Annotated in this window: 11 protein-coding genes and 1 riboswitch; of the genes, 1 reads left to right on the top strand and 10 read right to left on the bottom strand. The window is 46.7% G+C overall.

Annotated elements, in window-relative coordinates; all coding sequences use genetic code 11:
* Positions 1–42 precede the first annotated feature (42 nt).
* The 10 genes from treR to NZ043_RS22600 form a co-directional block, all read right to left on the bottom strand.
* Positions 43–753, bottom strand: coding sequence for a trehalose operon repressor (gene treR, locus NZ043_RS22645; RefSeq protein WP_091031114.1), 711 nt, complete (start codon positions 751–753; stop codon positions 43–45).
* 127 nt (positions 754–880) lie between these two features.
* Positions 881–8,386 carry a fibronectin type III domain-containing protein gene (locus NZ043_RS22640; RefSeq protein WP_339309281.1) on the bottom strand — a complete coding sequence of 2,502 codons (7,506 nt, stop codon included), beginning with the start codon at positions 8,384–8,386 and terminating at the stop codon, positions 881–883.
* Between the two features lie 155 nt (positions 8,387–8,541).
* Positions 8,542–9,564 carry an SDR family oxidoreductase gene (locus NZ043_RS22635; protein ID WP_133384569.1) on the bottom strand — a complete coding sequence of 341 codons (1,023 nt, stop codon included), beginning with the start codon at positions 9,562–9,564 and terminating at the stop codon, positions 8,542–8,544.
* A gap of 97 nt (positions 9,565–9,661) precedes the next feature.
* On the bottom strand, positions 9,662–10,087 hold the full coding sequence (locus NZ043_RS22630; protein WP_165980157.1) for a cupredoxin domain-containing protein: 426 nt from the start codon (positions 10,085–10,087) through the stop codon (positions 9,662–9,664).
* A 205-nt stretch (positions 10,088–10,292) separates the two neighbouring features.
* The gene (locus tag NZ043_RS22625; protein WP_091031123.1) at positions 10,293–11,246 is read right to left on the bottom strand and encodes a DMT family transporter; all 954 of its coding nucleotides are present in this window, start codon (positions 11,244–11,246) and stop codon (positions 10,293–10,295) included.
* Between the two features lie 107 nt (positions 11,247–11,353).
* A riboswitch (purine riboswitch) is annotated at positions 11,354–11,464 on the bottom strand.
* A 147-nt stretch (positions 11,465–11,611) separates the two neighbouring features.
* Positions 11,612–13,831: a DEAD/DEAH box helicase gene (locus NZ043_RS22620; protein WP_091031124.1), complete on the bottom strand. Its 2,220-nt coding sequence runs from the start codon at positions 13,829–13,831 to the stop codon at positions 11,612–11,614.
* Positions 13,828–15,171 carry an ATP-binding protein gene (locus NZ043_RS22615; RefSeq protein ID WP_133384568.1) on the bottom strand — a complete coding sequence of 448 codons (1,344 nt, stop codon included), beginning with the start codon at positions 15,169–15,171 and terminating at the stop codon, positions 13,828–13,830. Before NZ043_RS22615 ends, NZ043_RS22620 begins: the two co-directional genes overlap by 4 nt.
* A gap of 6 nt (positions 15,172–15,177) precedes the next feature.
* The gene (locus NZ043_RS22610) at positions 15,178–16,755 is read right to left on the bottom strand and encodes a TerB N-terminal domain-containing protein (RefSeq protein WP_133384567.1); all 1,578 of its coding nucleotides are present in this window, start codon (positions 16,753–16,755) and stop codon (positions 15,178–15,180) included.
* 210 nt (positions 16,756–16,965) lie between these two features.
* Entirely contained in the window at positions 16,966–19,506 is a 2,541-nt protein-coding gene (locus NZ043_RS22605) for a diguanylate cyclase (protein WP_091031131.1), read from the bottom strand.
* Between the two features lie 282 nt (positions 19,507–19,788).
* Positions 19,789–20,385: a biliverdin-producing heme oxygenase gene (locus tag NZ043_RS22600; protein WP_133384566.1), complete on the bottom strand. Its 597-nt coding sequence runs from the start codon at positions 20,383–20,385 to the stop codon at positions 19,789–19,791.
* 349 nt (positions 20,386–20,734) lie between these two features.
* Between NZ043_RS22600 and NZ043_RS22595 the strand changes: the two genes are divergently transcribed.
* On the top strand, positions 20,735–21,532 hold the full coding sequence (locus tag NZ043_RS22595; RefSeq protein WP_133384565.1) for a Nif3-like dinuclear metal center hexameric protein: 798 nt from the start codon (positions 20,735–20,737) through the stop codon (positions 21,530–21,532).
* Positions 21,533–21,772: the final 240 nt, after the last annotated feature.

The raw sequence follows: 21,772 nt of genomic DNA, 5'->3' as shown, positions 1-21,772 counted from the left end.
AATAATGCAGTGAAAGGTACTCTCTGATCGTTCTTGATTAACTTATCTGCGACGCGCAAAATCCACAAATCTGAACTTGTCCGGTCGATGCCTCGATTCCGTATACTGAAATTGACTGGCATCCTCCAGGTACACTTGGCTCCTCACCACAACCACATTATGAAACCCTTCAAGGTCAAGCAGTTCCCTGTCCTCAGCGGTGGGTTCTTCCACCAAAATCTCTTTTTTGGCAAACGAAATGGAAAGCCCCAGCTCTTGCTCAATGTACTCATAGATGGAATCATTACAGATCTCTTTACTGAGCCCAGGAACAAGCCGCTGGCTAATGTAATCTTTGTCCAGTATGACATGCTCTCCATCCACTTTGCGAACACGTCTGATCGCCCAGACCTGTTCATTCAGACCAAAGTTAATATTCTTATGCAACGCCTGATCCACTTGTTGCTCCTCGAAAACCTTCACATACGTTTGAGCGCGATGTCCCATTTTTTTGGCTAATTCCTTGAAGCTAACTAGACCTGAGATGGGAAAATCGATCTTGCGTATGTCCAGTACAATCGAGCCCTTGCCTTGAATCTTCTGAATGTAACCTTCTTCGTACAACATTTTCAATGCTTTGCGAATAGTCTCTCGAGACGTTTGATAACTTTCCGATAGATCCAGTTCCGATTGAAGCAGCGTCCCTGCCTCAATCTCTCCGGTCCGAATACGATCTGCAATATCTTCATATATCCGGATAAATTTATTATTCATTATTCATCACCATTGTTCATTACCCTTTTTTTATCATATTGGCAACCATTATAGCATTAAAAACCAATCAAGCGGTAATGTCGTTACTAGCGATGCTTGCAGTATCACATGTAAGAATCAATTCAATTTAGATATGACGATCAAACGCTGACGCTTTCTTCACTTGATCTGTACGGTTCTCATCCATGACTTGAATCAGCTTATTTAAGCGGAAGATCAGCGCTGCAGCTTCGGATCTGCTCAAATGCTGCATGGGACGGAAGCTGCCATCTTCATATCCGGTAATCATGTACAAACCCGCAAGTTCCTGCACTTCTTCTTGGGCCCAATATGATACATCAGTCTGGTCGGTAAACGCTCTTGGGGAAGTAAGCGGTTCCGGTCTGATTTTACGAACAACATTTGCTATAATCTTAGATGCCTGTTCACGTGTTACCAGTGCATACGGAGCGAATTTGCCGTTCCCCATCCCTTGAACCATCTCATGATGAACGGCTGCCTTAATCTCAGGAGCGAACCAATCATCATCGTTTACATCCTGAAATCCATGGTGTTCATTAACCATTGTGTCCACACCCATCAAACGCACGATCAATGCGGTGAACTCTGCACGCGTGATCGGACGGCGTGGTTCGAAGCGAGTTTCACTTACACCTTGAATGATATTTTGTTCCGCCAGCCAGGTGATCTGGTCTTTATTGAATGTTTGGCTGATATCAATAAATTTGATATTTTTTTTCGCAGGTAACTCAGGTTGCTCATCAGAAGGTTCAGGTTGTGAACTCACCTCATCGGCTTTTACCGAAGTACCTGCTGGATTTGAAGCTGTACCACTACCGCTCCAAGCGGATGGTGGATACGGAAAAGTCATGGCTGCGGCCCGTTTGCTTTCACTTTTCTCACCTGCTGAATTCTCCGTCCATACTTCCACCTCATAATGCTGCTCGGCATTCAGCCCTGACCATACATGACTACGCTCGGTGCCACGGTAGATCTCACGATCTTTATGGGTGATCACAATCACCTCATTCATGGAATCCAGTTCCCAAGTTAGCTTAATCGTATTAGTACCTTGCGCTATGGCTGCTACTGTCAGTTCCTCGGAAGGCAACGTCTCGAATTCCGGAACCTGGAGTGCCTCACCCTCCCCTGCCTCATTAAATGGAATGATTGCAAAGTCAGTATAACGCTCTGCACTGATTAATTCAGACACATGTATTGATGTCTCCGTTGTTGTTCCCACAAGCTCTTCATTTCGATAGATTCGATAACCCGCAGCACCGGGAATCAGTTCCCATACGATGTCTGCACCATACATGGAACGTCCCTCTACTACAGGAGGTGAAGCAGCACTACCGGGCAAAGTCATTGCATGAAGGTAATAACCACCATCACTACTGCCCGACGCATTCATGGTCTTCACTGTATAGGTATAGTTCACGCCCGGTTCGAGTTCCTTGTCGTCATAGAACAGTTCATCTGCAGGAATACGAGCAACCTCCACACCATCCCGTTCAATGATAAACAACTCGGCACCTTCGACCCGGCTCTGTTCCAATATAAGACGAATGTGGTCCTTCGCCGAATGATACTCCACTTTGACCGGAGCTGCTGGCTTGGTCAGGACAGAATACATGAGCTTCTCCGATGTATCTCCCTGATCATTCTCTGTGTAGATTTGAATCGGGTACTGCTTACCTGCATCCAGTTGATCAATAATAAACTCTTTTTGTTTGCCTCGGTATACTTCTGTACCATCCAGCAATACAACAAATGTTTCGTTCCCAAATGGGAAGTCCCATTCCAGTTTGGCGTGATCTGTCTCGGGGTATATCTTCATTTCCAGTGAATCCACATGAGGCACGGTGTAAAAAGGAGTCACGGTCATTGGGCTTCCTGAACCAGCCGTATTATAAGGAATAATCTGTACCTGATCATATCGGGTTGCACTCTCCAAATGAGTTAATTTCACCTCTGTGATATCCCCTTCTTCTATAGTGGTGAACATCTGATCTCCGATACGTATGGTATATCCCTCCGCACCTTGCACCTTTGGCCAAGAGATCAATCCCTCCTTTTCCCCAATCATGCTTGCATGTAAAGGTTCATCAATAGTCGCGGGCAACGTCCGCAAGTGAACTTCGAAACCGGAATCACTCTCCCCCGCTGCATTTGATGTTTTGATGGTATACGTGTAATGCTCGCCTGGTGTCAGTCCATTATCTTCAAATGAAGCTTGATCTGCTGGAACCTTAGCGACTTCAACACCATCCCGCATAATGACGAATTGCTCTGCTCCCCGTGTGGAGCTTCCAGTCAGGTCCAGTACCGCAGTCTGATCTGTGATGTGTGTTATGCCTGCCGTCTGAGGTGAGATGGGCTTCGTTAAAACCTGAATCTGAATAGGTTCAGACCGATGACCATCTTCATTAATCGCAACAAGTTCGAATTCATACACTGTGCCATCCAGCATGCTATTGAGATGTACAGACGGTTCAGACACGCTCTGTACATCTCCCGTTATCCGATTACGAATCTCATATGCAGCCGCTCCCTTAACAACATCCCAAGCCAGATCCACCGCATGTGTTCCGGCTTTCACTGTGATATCTTCTGCAACCAATGGCAAAGTTCGAGTCATTATACCAAAAGTAAGCGGCGCACTCGTTCCACTCGCATTAACTGCCCGAATCACATAAGTGTATTTCGTTCCTGGCAACAGATTCTTGTCTACGAAATGGGTTTCACTTGAATCCATCTGAGTGATCTCTATTCCATCCCTTTCAATGACATAATGATCTGCCCCTTGGACACCAGTGTTACTGAAATCCAGACCTAGGCTGTTTTTTGCCACATCATATACTGGAACCTTATCGGGTTTCTGAGGCAAAGTCAGCAGAGATACTTCCGTCGCTTCAGAACGAGTCTCCTGTCTGTTGATCGCCCATAGTTGATAGTGATGCCACGTCCCATCCTGTAGACCGGTAATCGTTGCTTCATTCTCAATGCCCCTATAAATCTCCTTGCCATTTTGCTCAATCACATATTCAGCGGCACCTTCCACCTCAGACCAGGAAACTTTTGCCCGATGTACTCCTGGATCAACAAGTACTTCGGTAGGCGATACCGGTTTGGACAATCGGATGAGCTGCGCTCTCTCACCGGAACCAGAAGCATTCGCAGCCTGAACTTCCAAAACGTACTCTGTACCTGGCAACAATCCCTCAGCCGTGTAGGTCAGTTCTGATGTTCTGCCTACTTCTGTTCCATTGATTCTCACAATATAGAGATTCGCCGTATCTACCGCTTGCCATGCAAGTCCCATACTTGTTTCACCAGTCCAATTGACATTCAGTCCTTCCGGCCTGCTAGGTAGCGTAAGAATTGTACTACTGGTGGATGCACCGTACCCGGCAGCATTGCCCGCCTGTACTTCATAGGTATACTCACGACTGCTTGACAGATGCTGAACTGCGAGTTGTGTATCTGATATCTCATGGCTCTGTCCATCGATGACCACCCGATATTTCGTTGCCCCAACGACAGGCTCCCAGCTCAAGATCGCTCCCTGTTCAGTTACTTGAACAGCGTGAAGTCCCGATGGGCTCTCCGGTAGCGTTGTTCCTGATACCGAACTGCGCATCCCTTGTCCACTTCCGTTCACCGCTTGAACAGCCAGTTGATATGATGTTCCCGAATCCAGGCCCGCAAAGACCCATTCTTGGGTTCCGACAGGAACCGTTCCGGACTTCTCTCCATTCAACCATAACTCATAACGATCGGCTCCTCGTACTGCATCCCAATTCAGACGAAGGCTCGTTGTGGAAGCATCCGATACGTGTAAGCTGGTCACCTGCCCAGGTAACGTCTTGAGCAAAGGTAATCCTGCCAAGGGCCCTGGTCCTGTCTCGTTTCCGGCAATCAACGCATAGCTGTACTCCGTGCCACTATCCAGACCTGAATCCAGATACTCTGTCTTCTCTCCTTCATATATAGCTGTTCCATCACGCGAAAGACCATAATACGTTGCAGAAGTCACCGTATCCCACGTTAATGAAATATCATGCTCCCGAATCTGAACGGCCATAAACTCACCGGGCATTGCCGGCAGTGTGAGAAATCCGGTCCTACTGCTACCACCTGCGCCACTTTCATTCATTGCCGTTACCGAAATGTTATGAATGGTTCCTGGAACGAGGTTGCTGACGTAGGGAAGGCTACCCGGATCAGATACCGTCTGATCAAATACGGTGGCACCGTCCGAAGTAGTCGCGATGATGCGGTAAGCATCTGCTCCCTGTACTGAATCAAATTGGATTTCGGCCAAATGCGGCTGGGAATCTACTTTTCGAACATGCAACGTTCCGGGAGCTGCCGGGATCGTTAATACTTGAGCACTTACTGCATCACTTACTCCGGTATGGTTTCTCACCCTAACTTCATATTCATAGACCTGACCACCGCTTAGAGAGTGATCGATTATACTGTGGTTAGGGTAGTCCAGTGTCCATGACTGTCCTGTCGTTTTATTCGTTATCTCATACTGATATCCATTGGTATACCTTTCCCCTGTTGGCAAATCCACTGTAAGTTCAGCTGATGTCTCAGCGATCTGTGTCATTCTCACATGATTCGGTTGCTGGGGCTTGCGTTGAATATGGTAAGGGGATGATGTTGTCTCATATGTATTACCTGCTCTGTCCATGGTTTTCGCATGGATGTACCATATGCCTTCCGATTCGATGGATATTTTATGCTCGTCAGAGCGAGCTTCAAGCCAATGCTCCGGTGATTCTGCACTGTTCGTAACTTGATAGAATCGTTCCAGTTCCTGAATGCCTGAGTGGGCATCTGCATATTGAATGGTGGTGGATATGTCCATGTCCGTCCAGCCATGTCCGTTTGGTGCAAATGTAATCGTTGGAGCCATCTGATCCACATAAGCGATTCGACTCACTTCCTTGCTCACATTACCAACGGTATCTCTTGCTCGGGCTCGAATGGTGGTTGCGCCGTTTGTACTAACTGTACCGCTATTTCCTGTCATATACGGGGCATCATTCATGCTGTATTCATAGGAAATCGCTTGTTCATCAACACTTCCAGCGATAGTGAATTGCACATGTTCTTTACTCCATCCAGAAGGACTTAAACTAATCACCGGCTCGGTTGGAGCTGTCGTGTCGATTCGAACTGTAGCCTGAGCGGACGTGCTTATATTGCCTACACGGTCAAGTGAGCGTGCATATACGATCGTTTCTCCCTCATCGGTAACCGTCACTTCGCCCGTGTAATCGATCCAGGGACCTTCTTTGTTAAGTCGATATTGACTCTTGGCAAGCCCACTGCCTGCATCTTCACCACTGTTTATTGCAAAAGTTACATCCTGATTCGTCCAATCCTCTTCACTTAACGTAATCGTTGGTTGCTCAGGCCCAGTCTTGTCGATTCTGGCTGTTGCCGAAGTGGAAGCACTGACATTGGACGCCCGATCTACACTTCGTGCATAAATCTCCGTTATTCCTTCTTCACTGAGTGTAATAGGGGTCTTGTAGTCTATCCATTCTCCCTCGCTTCCCAGCTTATACTGTGTCAGACCAATGCCACTTGCTTCGTCCGTACCTTCCGTTAATGTCACGATTACCGCCGCTTTTGTCCATTCGGGCGGATTCAACGAGATAACAGGTGGCGTTGGTGCCGTCCGATCTACCCTGGCTGTCACAGCCGTTTCCTGTCCTGTATTACCAAACGCATCAATACTGCGTGCCATAACAGTTGTGTTGCCTTCACTGCTTACGGTAAACGGAGTACTGTATTCACGCCATTCTCCTGTCGGACCGACTTTAACTTCAGTCTTTTGAGTTCCGCTCAAGGCATCTTTTCCCTCTTCAACCGTAACGAGAACATCTTCCTTGGTCCATGAGGATGGAGTGACTGTAACAGACGGAGCAGTTGGACCCGTCGTATCTTTAATCATCTCTCCAGCGGATATAAATGGGGTCTGTATCCCTTCACCATTCAGTGCCGCCACAAAAACTTCATATTTTCCGTCCGCGAGTCCGGTCAGGGCAAACGCTGTACGTGTGGAAGTTGTTGTTCCCGTTGCAAGGACTTGCCCGCCTGGACTGCGTATTTCCGTTTTATAATGCGTACCTGCAGGATTTCCATTATTACTCCAACTCGCTGTAACGGAGTTGCCTGATTGTGTTACAGCCGCAGCAGCGGGTGGATTGGCCAGTGTATACTTGGAAGCTGGACTGGAGTAACCCGTATAGGAACCACTTGAATTTTTGGCCCGTACGGCAAAAGAATAACTGGTATTCGGAGTAAGCCCAATCACCTGCCGACTGTTTGATGTACCTGTGTCCACGATCTGATTTGTCGTCATATTCTTCAGTTCATACGTAACGGATGCATCATTCGCCTTCTTATCCCAATTCACCGTCAAGCTATTAGGGTTAACCAATGTATATGTCGGCGTTCCGGGCACAACAAAACTTCTTACCGTAAAGTTAACGGTGCCTGCTGAGGACACCCCACCTTTGTCATCCATGACCCATACTTGTAATGTGTGTGTGCCATCTGGCAGGGTGTCAGGCAAAGTGTAATTGGTGTTGAAAGACTGATTAGAACCCGTTGCGGTCATCTGGGTCAGAATGTTCTCGGACCCACCATCTATGGACCATTTCACGGTCAACTGGTCGCCTACATCCGTATCTCGCGTTGTACCAGAGATCTGAAGTTGCTCGCCTTTGTAATAGGTTTGACCCGAAGAGGGTGCTGTTAAGGTAAATGAAGGTGGAGCATTTTTGGGGCCAATCCCCACAATGGTTGAAAATTTGCGTGAAGCCTGATTTGCTGTTGACTTGGCGTCCCACCAAAATTGTGCAGCTGTATCACTCGCCGTAACGGTCTGGCCTGGAGTGAACGCTGAAGGTGAAGACCCTCCCGTGAGCCGGGCGCTGTCTGGACTGCTGTACTGGCCCATATATATACGATCTGCATTCACAACATTGTACGTATTGGCATAAAAAGCCGTGACCTGAACACCGCCGCTGTAATTGCGCCATCCATTCTCGATGACTTCAAACGGAGATGCATCATTGCCATTCACCATCGTATCCCAATAAAATGTTCCACCCAAATTCAGTGCCGTTCCACTACGATTGATAGCTTCCAGTTCAACCTTCATGTACCCACCTTGTGAGGTAGCATTAACGATAGATACACGCAAAATATATTCCACATTGTCCTTTTGCCGGGACATTTCAATCACATTATTGTTAATTCGGTAATAATTCAATGGCAACGTTTTGAAGTTCACGGGTGATCCATTATGGTCGATAATCGTAGATACATTCCCTGTATCGCCACCGTAAAATACATTTGTGTTTGGTAGTAATACAATTCTGTATTTGCCATCACTGTTCATCTCTACTTTCACCTTGGATGACTGTACAGCCTTCATGCTGGACGTGTCGGATACAATCCCGATTGTTTCAACCGTTTCAGCCATTACCGTGGCTGCACCCCATTCAAGCAACAGGGCTTGAGGTGATAATAACGCAAATGCCAGTACCACTTTGGTTAACTGTTCCGCTTGTTTCTTCACACGTTTTCCTGATTTCTTCAACGTCTACTCTCCTTTTTGGCACACAAAAAAGGGAGGCCCCCCAACAAAGGAACGATGTCCTAAGTTGGGGTGCCTCCCCTAACAAGTGTCATTTTTTCTTGATTATAACGATTAAGCGCATGAATGTAAACACTTGATCATGAACGCCTTACTTCTCATTTCTCATCTCTGATCTTTAATAACGCTTCGTCCAGTGCGCCAACGACCTTGTCACACCATACATCAAATTCCGGATCTTCGGTCTGTAATTCAGGATGGGCCAGTATGTGCTCAATCGTACTTCGAATACCCTGATCGGCTCTTGTCGTTGCTACAAATTCCGGAACAAGCCGCTTCAGCTTACTGTTGTCAAACACAACGGTATTGGCTTTGTCCCCCAGCAAACCGCCGCGAAGATCCTGGTCACTGCATGCTGCCAAGAACTCGGAGGGTACATGTACCGCATGAAGCTTAACTCCCAACACACCGGCGATAATCTCATGAATCTGATTCCAGGTGACGGATTCGTCCGAGGTGATATGTACCGATTCACCAATGGCATGGATATTTCCCATAAGCCCGATAAACCCTTTGGCAAAATCAGTATTGTGCGTAATGGTCCACAGTGAGGTGCCATCTCCATGGATGATAACGGGTTTGCCTTCACGTATGCGCTTGATAACCTGCCAGCTGCCTTGAGCACCATGAACACCGAGAGGTACCGATTTGTCACCATACGTATGGCTCGGACGCACGATGGTCACAGGGAATCCGTGCTCGCGGTATTGTTTCATCAGATAGTCTTCACAGGCAATCTTGTTGCGAGAATACTCCCAGTATGGATTCGATAAGGGCGTACCTTCCGTGATCCGGTAATCAGCCAGAGGAGTCTGATACGCTGATGCTGAACTTATAAAAATAAACTGCTTTGTTTTATCCTTGAACAAACGGTAATCTCTCTCCAATTGAGACGGTACAAAAGCGATAAAGTCTGCCACAACATCAAATTCCAGATCAGCTATCAGTTCCGCTACACGTGGCTCGTCATTAATATCCGCTTGAAGTACGTTGACTTCCTTAGGTAAGTCATGGTTATGATTGCCTCGATTAATCAGATACAGTTCACAGCCTTGCCGTGCAAGCATCTCCGTAATGGCCGTACTGATGGTGCCTGTCCCTCCAATAAATAGCGCTTTCATTTTCGCCACCTCCTGATCGATTTCACCCACTTTCTCATGATATCACGCACCAAAAAAAGGAGCAAAGCTCGGTGACCCGAAACCTTGCTCCTTCTGCTTATACGACCTTAATCGTTGCGTATATCATATACATACCGCAGTGAATCTCATATTCTCCCTTTGGCAGATCTTTATCGACCGTATAATAATTAGGTCCCTTTTGCATGTATAGATCCATGCCAAGCTTTTGTGATCCGACTGATTTGACATGTGTCACCGACCGGGTCAGAATAAAGTTGATTTTGGTTGGTACGCCAGCTTTCACCTCGATAACGTCTGGTCCAAAACCATCGTTACTTACGTCCACATCAATGACTTCATATCCCTTCAAATCCTCCGCTGTCTCGGCTTGTGCAGTTACAGCACTTCCAGATCCCGGGGATAAGTCTTTGCCCATAAAATAAACCAAAAATGATCCAAGCAGTACAACAACGGTCAGACCCAGTGTTAACCAAGGCCATGTTTTTCCAAACCAGCTTTTCATATAAACACTCCTCATTCGATGTCCCATCAATATTCAATCAACAGACGGATGTATTCTTTAAGCATACCTGATTCGCATGACAATGAAAATGACCCCTCTGGGCTATTGTGGTTGAGCCGTATTCCTTCAATAAAAAAAGCCTGATTTCTCAGGCTTTACTACGGTTATTCCCGTTCAGGCTTCCCAATATCCCTTTTTGTATAACTCAGGAATAGATCGGTGTATTCCGACTTCGTCTCATACGTAATTTATACAACTCTGGCAGGGCTACACCAATGAGCACAATAATAACTCCGAACCATTGCAATCCGCTGACATGCTCATGGAGCACGATTGAGGATAACAATACTGCAATTGGAAGCTCCACTGCACCCAATATTCCGGCCATGTCACCACCAATATGCGGAACGCCGATAGCGAACAATACTGGTGGAATGAAGGCCCCGAAGAATCCAAGCAGCAATCCAAATACAAGCAACTGGCTCCAGATCAATCCGTTAAAGAGGAATGTCGGCGGGAACAAAATGCACAGGAGGATCAAACCGCCTGTAACCATCCACGCACTGCGGAAGGCTGGATGCGCTGAAGGAACCGCTTTACCGCTGAACAAGACAAACAGGGAATAACTTACGGCTGCCATTAGTCCAAGAGCAATACCCAGACCGTTGAACTCACCCAATCCTTGTTCCAGGAAACCCGCTGCCAGTAAGGTTCCACCAAACAGAATGATCAACGTCAGGAACGTGACTTTGTCTGGACGTTGACGTTTGCTAATCGCCTGAATCAATACGCTAATCCATGTGAACTGGAACAACAGGATAATAGCAAGTGAAGCAGGGATATAACGCAAAGACTGATAATACACGAGACCTGTAATTACCGTTGGTGTTCCGGCAGCCATCAATAACAGACGTTGTTTCCACGTCAACCGTTTGAATACCTGTGCCACGGCTCCTGATGTTTTGCCATTTGCCTGTGACTTGCGTTTGGTTCTAAATCTTGTGTATAGCGCCAGCATCCAGGAAAGAAGAAAACCCGTTATCAGCTGTGTTCCGACAACCTCTCCAAGTTTATATCCTTCGCCATACGCCAGAACCACAATCGTGGATAATATGCCATAACTCATCGCTCCCGCGAGAACGGACAGATAATATTTCATTTGTGAATAAACCTCCTGATGATAAGAAAAATACGCCCGCATGTTGGTTCATGCCAAGGTCACAGACACCATCTAAATGCAAAAAATCCTAACTACGAGCAAGGAATACATTGATTCCTTGGCATCGTAGTTAGGAAGTATAGGCTTCCCGTAGAGACCCTCGCCCTGTGTACACTTTCGGCCTGCGAGGTTATACGAAATGATATATGCAATTTGATGTAATTCGTGTGTGACGACTTTTCATATATTACATGGGAGGTGAGATGGTGTCAACCCTATTCCGCATAAAAAGTTAAACTACATTATTACACCGAGTCGCTTCGATTGCTGTACCATTCTTCACACACACTGATTACGTAAAAACGTCATGTCCGATTGGAGCTTGAGAAGTCCCACTCCAATGTTTGCTGTAAACCTTCCTTCAATCCATCCAGATCCAGCCCATCCACGGCAAAAGCCTCACGGATCAAAGGCGGCGCGACGAATTCATCATACTTGCCCAGATAAGGCGCTTCATCTTCAGCCAGTAACGCAGATGCGTCTTCGGCCGTCCGACACTCACTCATAATCTCGGCTAACAATGTTCGTTCATCGATCTTGCCGGACACCACAAAATAATAGGGCTCCATGGGCACAACCGAACGCAAGGCAAGTTTCTTGGACAGATTATGCTTCATCAGGCGCTCCAATGTACGGAATGATTTACTTCCCACCCAAGGAAGAACGTACATCGAATCTCCCCCTGCCGGAATGACAACCTGCTTCAACAGTCCACTTTCACGAGCTAAGCGGCGTGCCCGTTCAAGTCGATTGACGGCTTGTGGTGACAGGTAGGGATAGATCACTGAGTCGGACAACACTTCACGCATTTTCTGTACCACCGACGTATGAATATCTCCTCCCGCTCCAAGCCATAGCGTATCTACTTTACCTTTTGCAGACTTCACATACACAGCCTTGTGCTTATGATCGACCTCTTCCACTTTCCACAGTTTACCTGCGAGCGAGAAGCAATAGCCAGGTGGGGGTACGGTTGTAATCGAACCAATCTCTTCCGAGCCGTTCAGCACTTTATGTTCCTCATCGTCCTTAAACACCGCGTAGAAGCGATAATTATTCACGATTTTTTCACCTGTCAGACCGATAATCAATGTTCGATCTTCTGTCCATTGCAGGTGATCCGTCTCAATGAGGTAATTCAGGAAAACCTGATATTGATCAGGTCTTATCAACGCAAAGGGAGCCAGCGAAAGGATGGCTTCTGCAAGATCTCTCGGCTCCGCCTCCCCCATACTTTTCAACATGCTCATCGTCTGATGATAAAGTACACCTATGGGCATTTTGCGGGCTTCAAGCGGCTCGACCCACTTGGTTTTTACATATAGTTCGATAACAGCAATCGCACGCATCAACGTCCACGGCATACGTGCTGGCAATTGCGCTTCCTCATCCTCTTCCTCCGGACATACAAAAAGCATCTCTGATGCCATGTCCTCTCGTCTTCCTGAACGTCCCAGACGCTGTACAAAGCTGGACGCACTATACGGTGCACCAAGCTGAACCACACGTTCCAGTTCGCCCAGATCGATGCCCAGTTCAAGCGTGACCGTTGCCGCAGCAACCGCGGGCCCTGATCCAGTGCGTAGGGCAGCTTCCGTCTCTTCCCTCAGCATGGCGGAGATACTTCCATGATGAACATGGAACACATCACGTTCCTCCCTGCGAGCCGCGACCCGCCGCATCTCAAGAATGGTGACTTCTGCATCGGTACGGCTGTTGGTGAAGATCAACGCTTTTTTACGATGTGTGCTCTCATAAATGAAGTCGTAGTAGGCTTTGCGTGCGTTATGAAGCTGCTCCGCCTGCTCCTCGTCCTGCGCATCTGGAAAAGAGAAATGTTCCACCCGCAGTCGCAGCTTGCGACCGCCCGGGGAAGAGACTACATCCACCCCCTGCTGCGTTCCGGCAGCAAGCCAAGATGTAGCCGCATCATAGTCACTAAGTGTAGCGGACAAGCCCACTCTTCGCGGTGCACAGCCAGCCATACGCTCGATTCTGGCAAGTTCGCTGAGTACTTGAATGCCCCGATCCGCTCCCATGAAAGCATGCACCTCATCGATGATGACATATCGCAAGTCATGAAACAGCGCCGGGATTGCATTCGGTCGATTCATGAGCAGACCTTCCAGCGATTCTGGCGTTATCTGGAGCACACCGGACGGATTTTTCATCAGTTTTGTTTTCTCCGCCTGAGGCACATCCCCGTGCCAATGCCAAACCGGAATATTTCCTTCGGATAACAGATCCTTAAGACGTTCGAATTGGTCGTTAATCAGGGCTTTCAGCGGTCCAATGTACAAAATGCCAACCGATTTTGAAGGCCGTTCATACAGCTCGGTCAATGCAGGAAAAAAAGCCGCCTCCGTTTTGCCGGAGGCTGTGCCTGCCGCAATCAGCATATGATGCGGAGTATGAAAACAGATATTGCAGGCCTCAATCTGAGCAGGCCGAAGCGATTCCCATCTTTTTTTATATATAAATTCCTGAACGAATGGTGCCAATCGATAGAACGGATTCTCACTCATAATTCAAACTCCGCCAGGAAATCGTCCAGATCATCCGTATTTGCGGAAGCATCTGGCCCTTTATCCGTTTCCTGAGGTTTGACAGCCCGCTCGCCAAGTAATTGAGTATATGTCACTTCGGGATTCTGGTGGAGCGTATGCAGTACATCCATAAAGTCCCGTACCACTTCACGCGTGGTCAGCAATTCATCCGCCCCCAGTCGATTCACCGCCGTTTGCATAAAATCAACCAATTGTTCATCCGTCAGACTTGCACTGTATCCAAAATGCAGGGCATGAATCTGCCGCAGCTTCTGGAGCAGAATTAGAATCTCTTCATGCGATAACATCGCCAGCTTCAGGATCGGGCCCGTATAATTTGCATACGCTTTGGCTGCATAACGACCATCAATAAGCCTGGAGCGAAGCGCTTCATAGCTGTATAGTCCACGCCGTTCATCCTCCACAAATTGCGGCGTACCGCCCACAAATATGCCCAGGTGCTCTGCCTTGCCCTGCATCGTATCATTAAACATCGTCAGCAATTTCTCATAGTTGCTTTGACGTGAGACGCTGTTTGTAATTTTGTACAGATTCACCGCTTCATCAATGAACAACAGTAATCCTTTGTAACCAATGCACGCTGTGAATTCAGACCATAATTTGAAGTAGTCATACCAGTTGTCATCGTCAATGATTACACCAACAGCCAGTTCTTTTTTTGCTTCCGTTTTGGTTGCAAATTCTCCTCGAAGCCAGCGAAGTGCCGCCTGTTTGCGATCATCATCAGCGAGCTTGTACCCATTCCAATAGGAAGCCAGTACCTTGGCAAAATCAAAGCCGTGAACCAGATTCTGCATCTCTCCCGTCACCGCATAGATCTGCTTCTCTACTTCCAGCGGCAGAGCCGGATCATCCGGGCGCAGGTTCTGACTTTGCATCGTGGATTGTTGCAACCCGGCGATCCATTTTTGCAAAATCGGCTCCAATGCTCCCCCATCCGGGCGTGTGCGTGTAGACAGACGAGTCATCAGTTCGCGGTATGTGGCAAGTCCCTGACCTTTGGTACCCACCAATCGTCGCTCTGGTGACAGATCGGCATCTGCCACAACAAATTCGCGATCCATCGCATAATTACGAATCATCTGCAAAAGAAAACTTTTACCGCTGCCGTAACGACCCGTAATGAGTTTAAACGCTGCTCCACCCTCCGCAATATTGTCCATATCCCGCAAAATGGCTTCCACTTCCGGTTTCCGGCCAACGGCAATCTGCTCCAGTCCAATTCTCGGGACAACACCAGCTGTCAATGAATTTACAAGTGCAGTGGTCAGCCGCTTTGGTATTTTAAGTTCTGTCACTGAATATCACCTCTTCACATGTTCGAACACATCTATATAATCAGGAGCAATCCGATCAGCATCAATCAGAAGATCACCGATCGTTTCCATAGCCACATCATTAATTTCATCCAGCAGAAGCGTAGGCATCGTTCCATATTGCTCAGCCAGACGCATCAGCTCCGTATCTGGACTTGCACCAAGTAGAACATGAATCGTTTGTACCTGCTGAGGGGATAGTTCCTTGGCAAAAAGCAGCCATTCTTCATCCAGATCAGCCTCAGCAGACTCGTCCCACTGCAACTCAATCGATTCTGCTGACACTCTTGTTGCAATCTCTACTGCAGATGGATCTGGCTCTATGGAATCTTCAGTTGGAGTGATCTCATCCCTTGCTTCTAGCGCATCTACTGAAATACTTGCAACATTTGCGCTGTTAACCTCTTCACCCTTCACTTCAGAAGGGTGATCATCCTCAATTGTAAGCGCCAATCGCACGTATTCACTTTCTTGCTGTAACGATGCCAATTTCTCTGTATCAATCCGAATCATCGGTTGTTCCACAGACTCCGCCTGCTCGATCGCATATGCTCTGTCCAGGTAACGCTCAATCAGATTCGCAAGTTCGGGTTCAAGAGTCTGTCCTCGCAATCGGCCTCTGAATCCGAGCAGTTCACGAAGTTTATTTTCAGTACATCGATAGATCCGCGTAACCATCTGCACAAATTCAGCCTGTTCACCTATGGGCATATATCTGAAAGATACCGATCTTCCATAGATCGAATCATCATAGACTGCTTTGCGAAACAGAATGCGCTCCATGGTGCGTTCATCGTTAGGATCACACTCAGGCAACAGTCCAACTTGTCGCGTACATTCCAGGTACGAATCAACCAAGGCCATGACGCGCGGGATGTACTGCTCCATCACTTCTTTGCCGCCATCTCTATAAAATTTACTGAGTGTAATATCGTAATCATAGTATCTTTGCAGCATATTCAGCGAGATATCCGATACCTTATCCTGTAAAATACGTTGCAGCTCCCTATCCAGCATCTCTGCTGGCAGGTATCCGCCCGAAAGGCCCATAACCTCGGATAAGGACCTCTCCATCTGATGGACCAGCACATAATCGACCATCCACTCTTGCATATATATATTTAATTGGGGCAACCGTTCACGGTAGTTCACCCATAGCTGCTTCAATTGATCATAACCATCCTGAGGATTCTGCCAGCCAATGCCGTTAATTAATTCGTAGATATGAACAAATAGATAGGACAGATCGGTATCCGGGTATCTCCCCTGACGTACTTCCTTCCTCCAAAACATATACCACTTGCGCTGGGCTTCATTCATCACGCCATACGTTGGCCAGTAACTCATAAAGGGAACCCACGGGGATACATCACCCTCCATCTCTGCCCACTGCTTTGCTTCCTCCACAAAACGTTTCTCTGAGGATAATATGCCTCCACGATGCTGCATCGTATCATGTGCAGACTGCACAATGGTTGAACGATCAGGAACCGGAACTGCTGCTGTTTCAGGTTCTTCACTCAGATCTATCTCCATAAATTCCAATTGTCTTGAGTTGTCTTTCATAGAACGTTATCTCACCCTCCTCCAAGACAGAATACGAACAAGTGTATCCATAGGGATCATTATATCACTTGTCCTGTGTCTGCGGTGACGAAATTTAGACATTCTTGGACACAAAAAAGAAGGCATTTCTGCCCTCTTTTCATCATGTATTTTTAACTTTTTCACAAATAATGAAAGTATCGTTTCAAATCGAACGTTGCACAGGCGTAATTACACGACAATTGCCCGGTTTTTCCCTTCACTTTTGGCTTGTACCAACGCCCGACTGGCTTTTTCGATCAGATCGGATGCATTGGAATGCTCATCTGGCACCATTACTGCACCACCGACACTAACTGTGACGATTCCACTCGGACCGGATGATTCCCTTTGAATCTGGAGAGCCAGCACGTGCTGTCTAATCTCTTCAGCAAGTTCTCCTGCATAATCAGACGTTGTGCTCTTCAATTTTAACATGAATGTGCCTCCACGAAGACGAGAGATCAAGGCATGATGCTGTTCGCTAACCACCGTAAGCACCTCACCGATCCATTGCAGACACAGGTCGCCTCCTTGAAGGCCATATGCAGCATTATACGAACGGAAATCATCAATATCTATAATGAGCAGTCCCAGACTGCATTTTTCCTGTAAACAGTCATCCCAGTCAGCTTGAAGCTGTGACTTGAACACCGTCTGAATCGGCATATCCGTTAACGGATCTGTCGTCAGATAGTTCTGAAGCTGGCTCGTTGTTTCAGTGTAATTGTCCTGTTCATGGTGGGACGCGCCGCTGTGCAATAGGACCATCACAGAAGGCTTACCCGCGTGCGTAACAGAAGCAAGTGTAATTTCAAGCAACAATGAGGTACCTGCCGCTGTGGTGAAATAGGACTGGCTGGTAATCAAACTTGTGTTATTGTGCTTTAATTCCTCAAAATTCTGTTGTAACGTCACTCTCGTTTGCTCAGGTACAAACGCCCTGAAGTCCTTGCCCATCAGGTCTTTGGAACTCTCGAACCCGAGCAGCTCGGATGCCTTTGTATTACAGTAGATAATCTGACCGTCAGTCAAAGTAAAAAATGCCACGGGCGAGTAATCCATTAACTGCAAATAACGCTGTTCATTTTGTCGCAAAATACGAGCATTCTGCAGCGCCTGTTCTTCGGCCTGAACCAACTGGTTCTCTGTCTGCCGACGTACAATGGTTTTGAGTAAAGGTAACACGCTAAGCTCTTTGGATGTCCAAGGATACGAAGTTGATTTTACAACCTCACGCCATTTCTCGAATGATTTACGCGGAGATAACCGCATGCCATCATCTGTCTTTAGCACTGCCTTCGCGGGGTCACCCGCCCAATCGACAACCTGTACGACCTCAGGTCGGAACCAGAGCATGTAGTTATGCTGTCCAGGCGAAATGGCAACATAAATAACCCCGGAAGCCTTATCCTGATAAGCTTTGGATGTTTCATACTCTGCACTCAGTTTCGACGTATGATAACTATAATCCTCGGACTTTCCTGCAAGCCAACCTGCCAGTTCACGAATCTGTCCACTGTTTGGCGTTTCACCATACAACAACAACTTGTCCTGGTAACAGATTGCTGCTCCGGCAGCACCCATCAGATTCAGCACCGTCTCTTCTTCTCCCTGTAATTCCTCAAGTACTCGGGCAGGACTTGTGTTACCGATAAAAATGTTGGCAATTCGTGAAGCGGCTTCACGTGATTGAATCTCCGATTGATAATCATCGAGTTGCTGACGCTGAAACAATTCATTCGAGAAGAACGCGCCCAGGAAATTGCACAGATTCCGTACGCGATGGGGCACATATCTAGCCGAATAATGATGGCATGTAATGAGTCCCCACAGCTGATTGTTATGAATGAGAGAGATCGTTACAGTCGCACCTACACCCATATTATGCAAATATTCGATATGAAGCGGAGATACACTGCGCAGAACTGAAAGACTCAAATTCAGCGGTTTGCCAGTGAGCGGTTGAAGCGTAGGCACAATCTCCACGGGTTTATAATTGACATTCACAATGGTTCGCAACCAATTGCGAAGATACAATTCCCGAGCCTGCTTGGGAATATCCGAAGCCGGATAGTGATGGCCAAGGAATGGTTCGAGTTCTTGTTCACGCGCTTCAGCAATTACTTTACCATTCCATTGCTCGTCAAACTCATAGATCATCACTCGGTCATAACCGAGCATTTCCTTCACCTGTTCAGCCGCAATCTGACTTGCTTCCACGCGACTATCTGTACTTTTGATCCGACCGAAGAATCGGGATATCCACTCAAAGTCGGTAGTCTCCACGCCCTCTTTTTCATAAAAAGGCTCAATCTCCAGAATGAGCAGCCCTTCACTTTCATGAAGAACAGAGGAGAAGACCCGGTCCTCACCGGATACCTTAATGGTCAGATCCATGTAATGCAAATCAGAGGTTACATCCGCATTGAAGCTGCTACCCAACAGTTTGCTTACTTCTTCCTTACCAATCAGATTTTCCAAAGGCATGCCCAGAACATCCTCATAGGCAATACCCAGATGGTCCTCCGTATTTTGGCTACACTGAACAATGGTTGGCGTAAGACTGGTATTAATGGCCAAAAGAACACCATGAGGTTGAATAAAGCCGGGGATATGAATTGGTTCTTTATCACAGTTATTCAGATCTATCGGATCATTTGTGTATGTTCCCTGATGAAGCAACGTGCGGTTCAACAAATTTTGTTCTTTCTTGGACTTCGGTTCGGCCATGGCCAGGAAAATCCCCTCTCATGATGTTATATAAGTTGAACTAATGATTATTTACATTGCACTACGATGACAGAATAACCTTCCAATCGCTGTTATCCCCAAATTTTATCGATTCCCTTTTCTAAAGGGAAAAATCCGGTTATAAAGGCGCACGCTTCGCTTTTTCAGGTTTTTTTCTGTCCTCTCCGTTAGGTGTAAATGTATAAGTTCAACTTATATAGATACCTTTTAATATATGAAAAAAGTCTGCCCTACAGGCGTTCAGGTTGATGAAAAGGGATGTTACTTGTCCGTATTAATCCACTGATCCAGCAGTCGGAATGTCTCTGATGCACTGTGTACCATGTTGTCATGATCTTCTGGAGTACTGATGGACTGCTGCAACAAACCCATAAACTCGCTCCATCTTGTTCTAGTCTCTGTGCCGTAGGCATTGAAATATTCCAATCCACGATCAGCTTCAATGGACAGGAACTGCGACAAACGTTTGGTCATGATCTGTCCACCGTTCGTGGACCCCTCAATTACATACAGGTATCCAAACAAACGGGCAGGTGTCGAAATATCCGGAAGTTCTTTGCAAAGTGGAAGTTGGCTGATTTCTTCTTCACTTGCACCAAGATTGCGCAGATCTTTCTCCAGTAGTCCAGCCTTGCCTCTAATCTCGATATCCAATCCCGTACTTCCCCAGAAAGGCTGCTGTACAGCCTGATCCTCCAGCGGCTTGAGGAATCCATAAAACTTTTCTAAATATGTTTTATATTCTTCTATAGTCACAGTTTGATTCATAATGGCTTTTGCATAAGGGTTCTGTTCTACTTGTCTGTGGTAATGAGCTGTCTCGCTCTTCAGACGTTCCATAATATTTGTTGCTGTCATCGTAGTTATCCCCTTTCACAATCTGTTCTGTTGTTGCATATGAGTGCTTATCCTCAACTGAATCTCAGTATATATTTGAAATAGAAACCGGTTTGTTGCAAACAGCTCCATTTAAATGCAATACAGACTCTATGTAAGTATACTTATTCTTGTTTGAGAAAACTATACGAATCCAACATCTGTACATAGTTAACACTTTTCTCCGTTGTTATCTTACCTAACTGTTATCTGCATGTTTTAGTATTAACCGAAAACCATAAAAATGACCCCTATAATCTGGAAGACAGTAGATTTCAGATGTCAACATGGTACACTGTTTTTATATCCTGTCATTGGAGGAATGCATTCTATGGATCTTACTGTTCAAGACGTTGTACTTCATCTCGTAGATAACATTGCACTGCCGGAAAACACGGTGGATCAGCTCATTACTGGCTCACTTGATCGTAAGGTCACAGGAATTATCATAGCTTTTATGCCCACACAATATGTGATTGAACAAGCCATACAGCAAGGTGCTAACTTAATCATTGCGCATGAATCTCCGTTTTATAACCATCACAGTCATACCGATTGGCTTGCAAATGATTCGGTTTATATGGACAAAAGAAAGTTGATCGACGAAGCAGGCATTTCCATCTATCGATGTCATGATATCATCCACCGCTTCCAACCGGATGGCATTACCGAAGGACTGATTCAGGCCTTGGGGTGGTCCTCTTATGTGGAGCAACGAATACCAGAAGCAGACATCCTTTCTTTTCCGGAAGGAAGCACCGTTGAAGCTATTGCTCACCATATGAAAAGTTCCCTGGGCATAGAATATGTACGCATAGCAGGCAATGCGGAAATAGTCTGTAGACGCGCAGCGGTACTGGTAGGTTTTCGTGGTAATGGACATGTGACGATTCCCTTGATTCAGAATGAGCAATTGGATCTCATCATCGCGGGTGAAGGATTCGAATGGGAGACACCGGAATATATCCGTGATGCTGTGCAACAAGGCAAGTCCAAGGCACTGATCATGATGGGGCATGCAGAGAGCGAGGCTTCGGGAATGAAGCTATTAGCAGACAGGTTGGCAGAACGTTTTCCCGAATTGTCTGTTCGTTTTGTAAACGAGAAGCCTGTGTACACTGTGATCTAGTAGGATCATTGGATTTGTACGGAGAGGATCTTCTAGCTGATTGCATCTAATCTCGTTGCCGAGCGTATCCCGGAGCTTTGCATACTTTCTATGCTCCGGGGTACGCTCGGCAGACTCTCGTTTCAGTTCTTGGATAGCTAACTAACGAACCTGACACACTCTATTTAGTGGATATTTTCCAATTTTCAAAAGTAACGAATCGTAGACACCCTATTCCTCCATTCCCCCCTATTTTACCGC

The organism is Paenibacillus sp. FSL k6-2145, assembly GCF_037976585.1.
GTDB lineage: Bacteria > Bacillota > Bacilli > Paenibacillales > Paenibacillaceae > Paenibacillus.
The sequence above is the reverse complement of the archived record's forward strand: the minus strand, read 5'-3'. Positions and strand labels throughout refer to the sequence as shown.

Excerpts from the sequence above, each read along its gene's own strand:
- NZ043_RS22630 (WP_165980157.1), bottom strand. The coding sequence starts at position 10,087 with ATGAAAAGCTGGTTTGGAAAAACATGGCCTTGGTTAACACTGGGTCTG.
- NZ043_RS22605 (WP_091031131.1), bottom strand. The coding sequence starts at position 19,506 with ATGGCCGAACCGAAGTCCAAGAAAGAACAAAATTTGTTGAACCGCACG.
- NZ043_RS22635 (WP_133384569.1), bottom strand. The coding sequence starts at position 9,564 with ATGAAAGCGCTATTTATTGGAGGGACAGGCACCATCAGTACGGCCATT.
- NZ043_RS22595 (WP_133384565.1), top strand. The coding sequence starts at position 20,735 with ATGGATCTTACTGTTCAAGACGTTGTACTTCATCTCGTAGATAACATT.
- NZ043_RS22620 (WP_091031124.1), bottom strand. The coding sequence starts at position 13,831 with ATGAGTGAGAATCCGTTCTATCGATTGGCACCATTCGTTCAGGAATTT.
- NZ043_RS22625 (WP_091031123.1), bottom strand. The coding sequence starts at position 11,246 with ATGAAATATTATCTGTCCGTTCTCGCGGGAGCGATGAGTTATGGCATA.
- NZ043_RS22600 (WP_133384566.1), bottom strand. The coding sequence starts at position 20,385 with ATGACAGCAACAAATATTATGGAACGTCTGAAGAGCGAGACAGCTCAT.
- treR (WP_091031114.1), bottom strand. The coding sequence starts at position 753 with ATGAATAATAAATTTATCCGGATATATGAAGATATTGCAGATCGTATT.
- NZ043_RS22610 (WP_133384567.1), bottom strand. The coding sequence starts at position 16,755 with ATGAAAGACAACTCAAGACAATTGGAATTTATGGAGATAGATCTGAGT.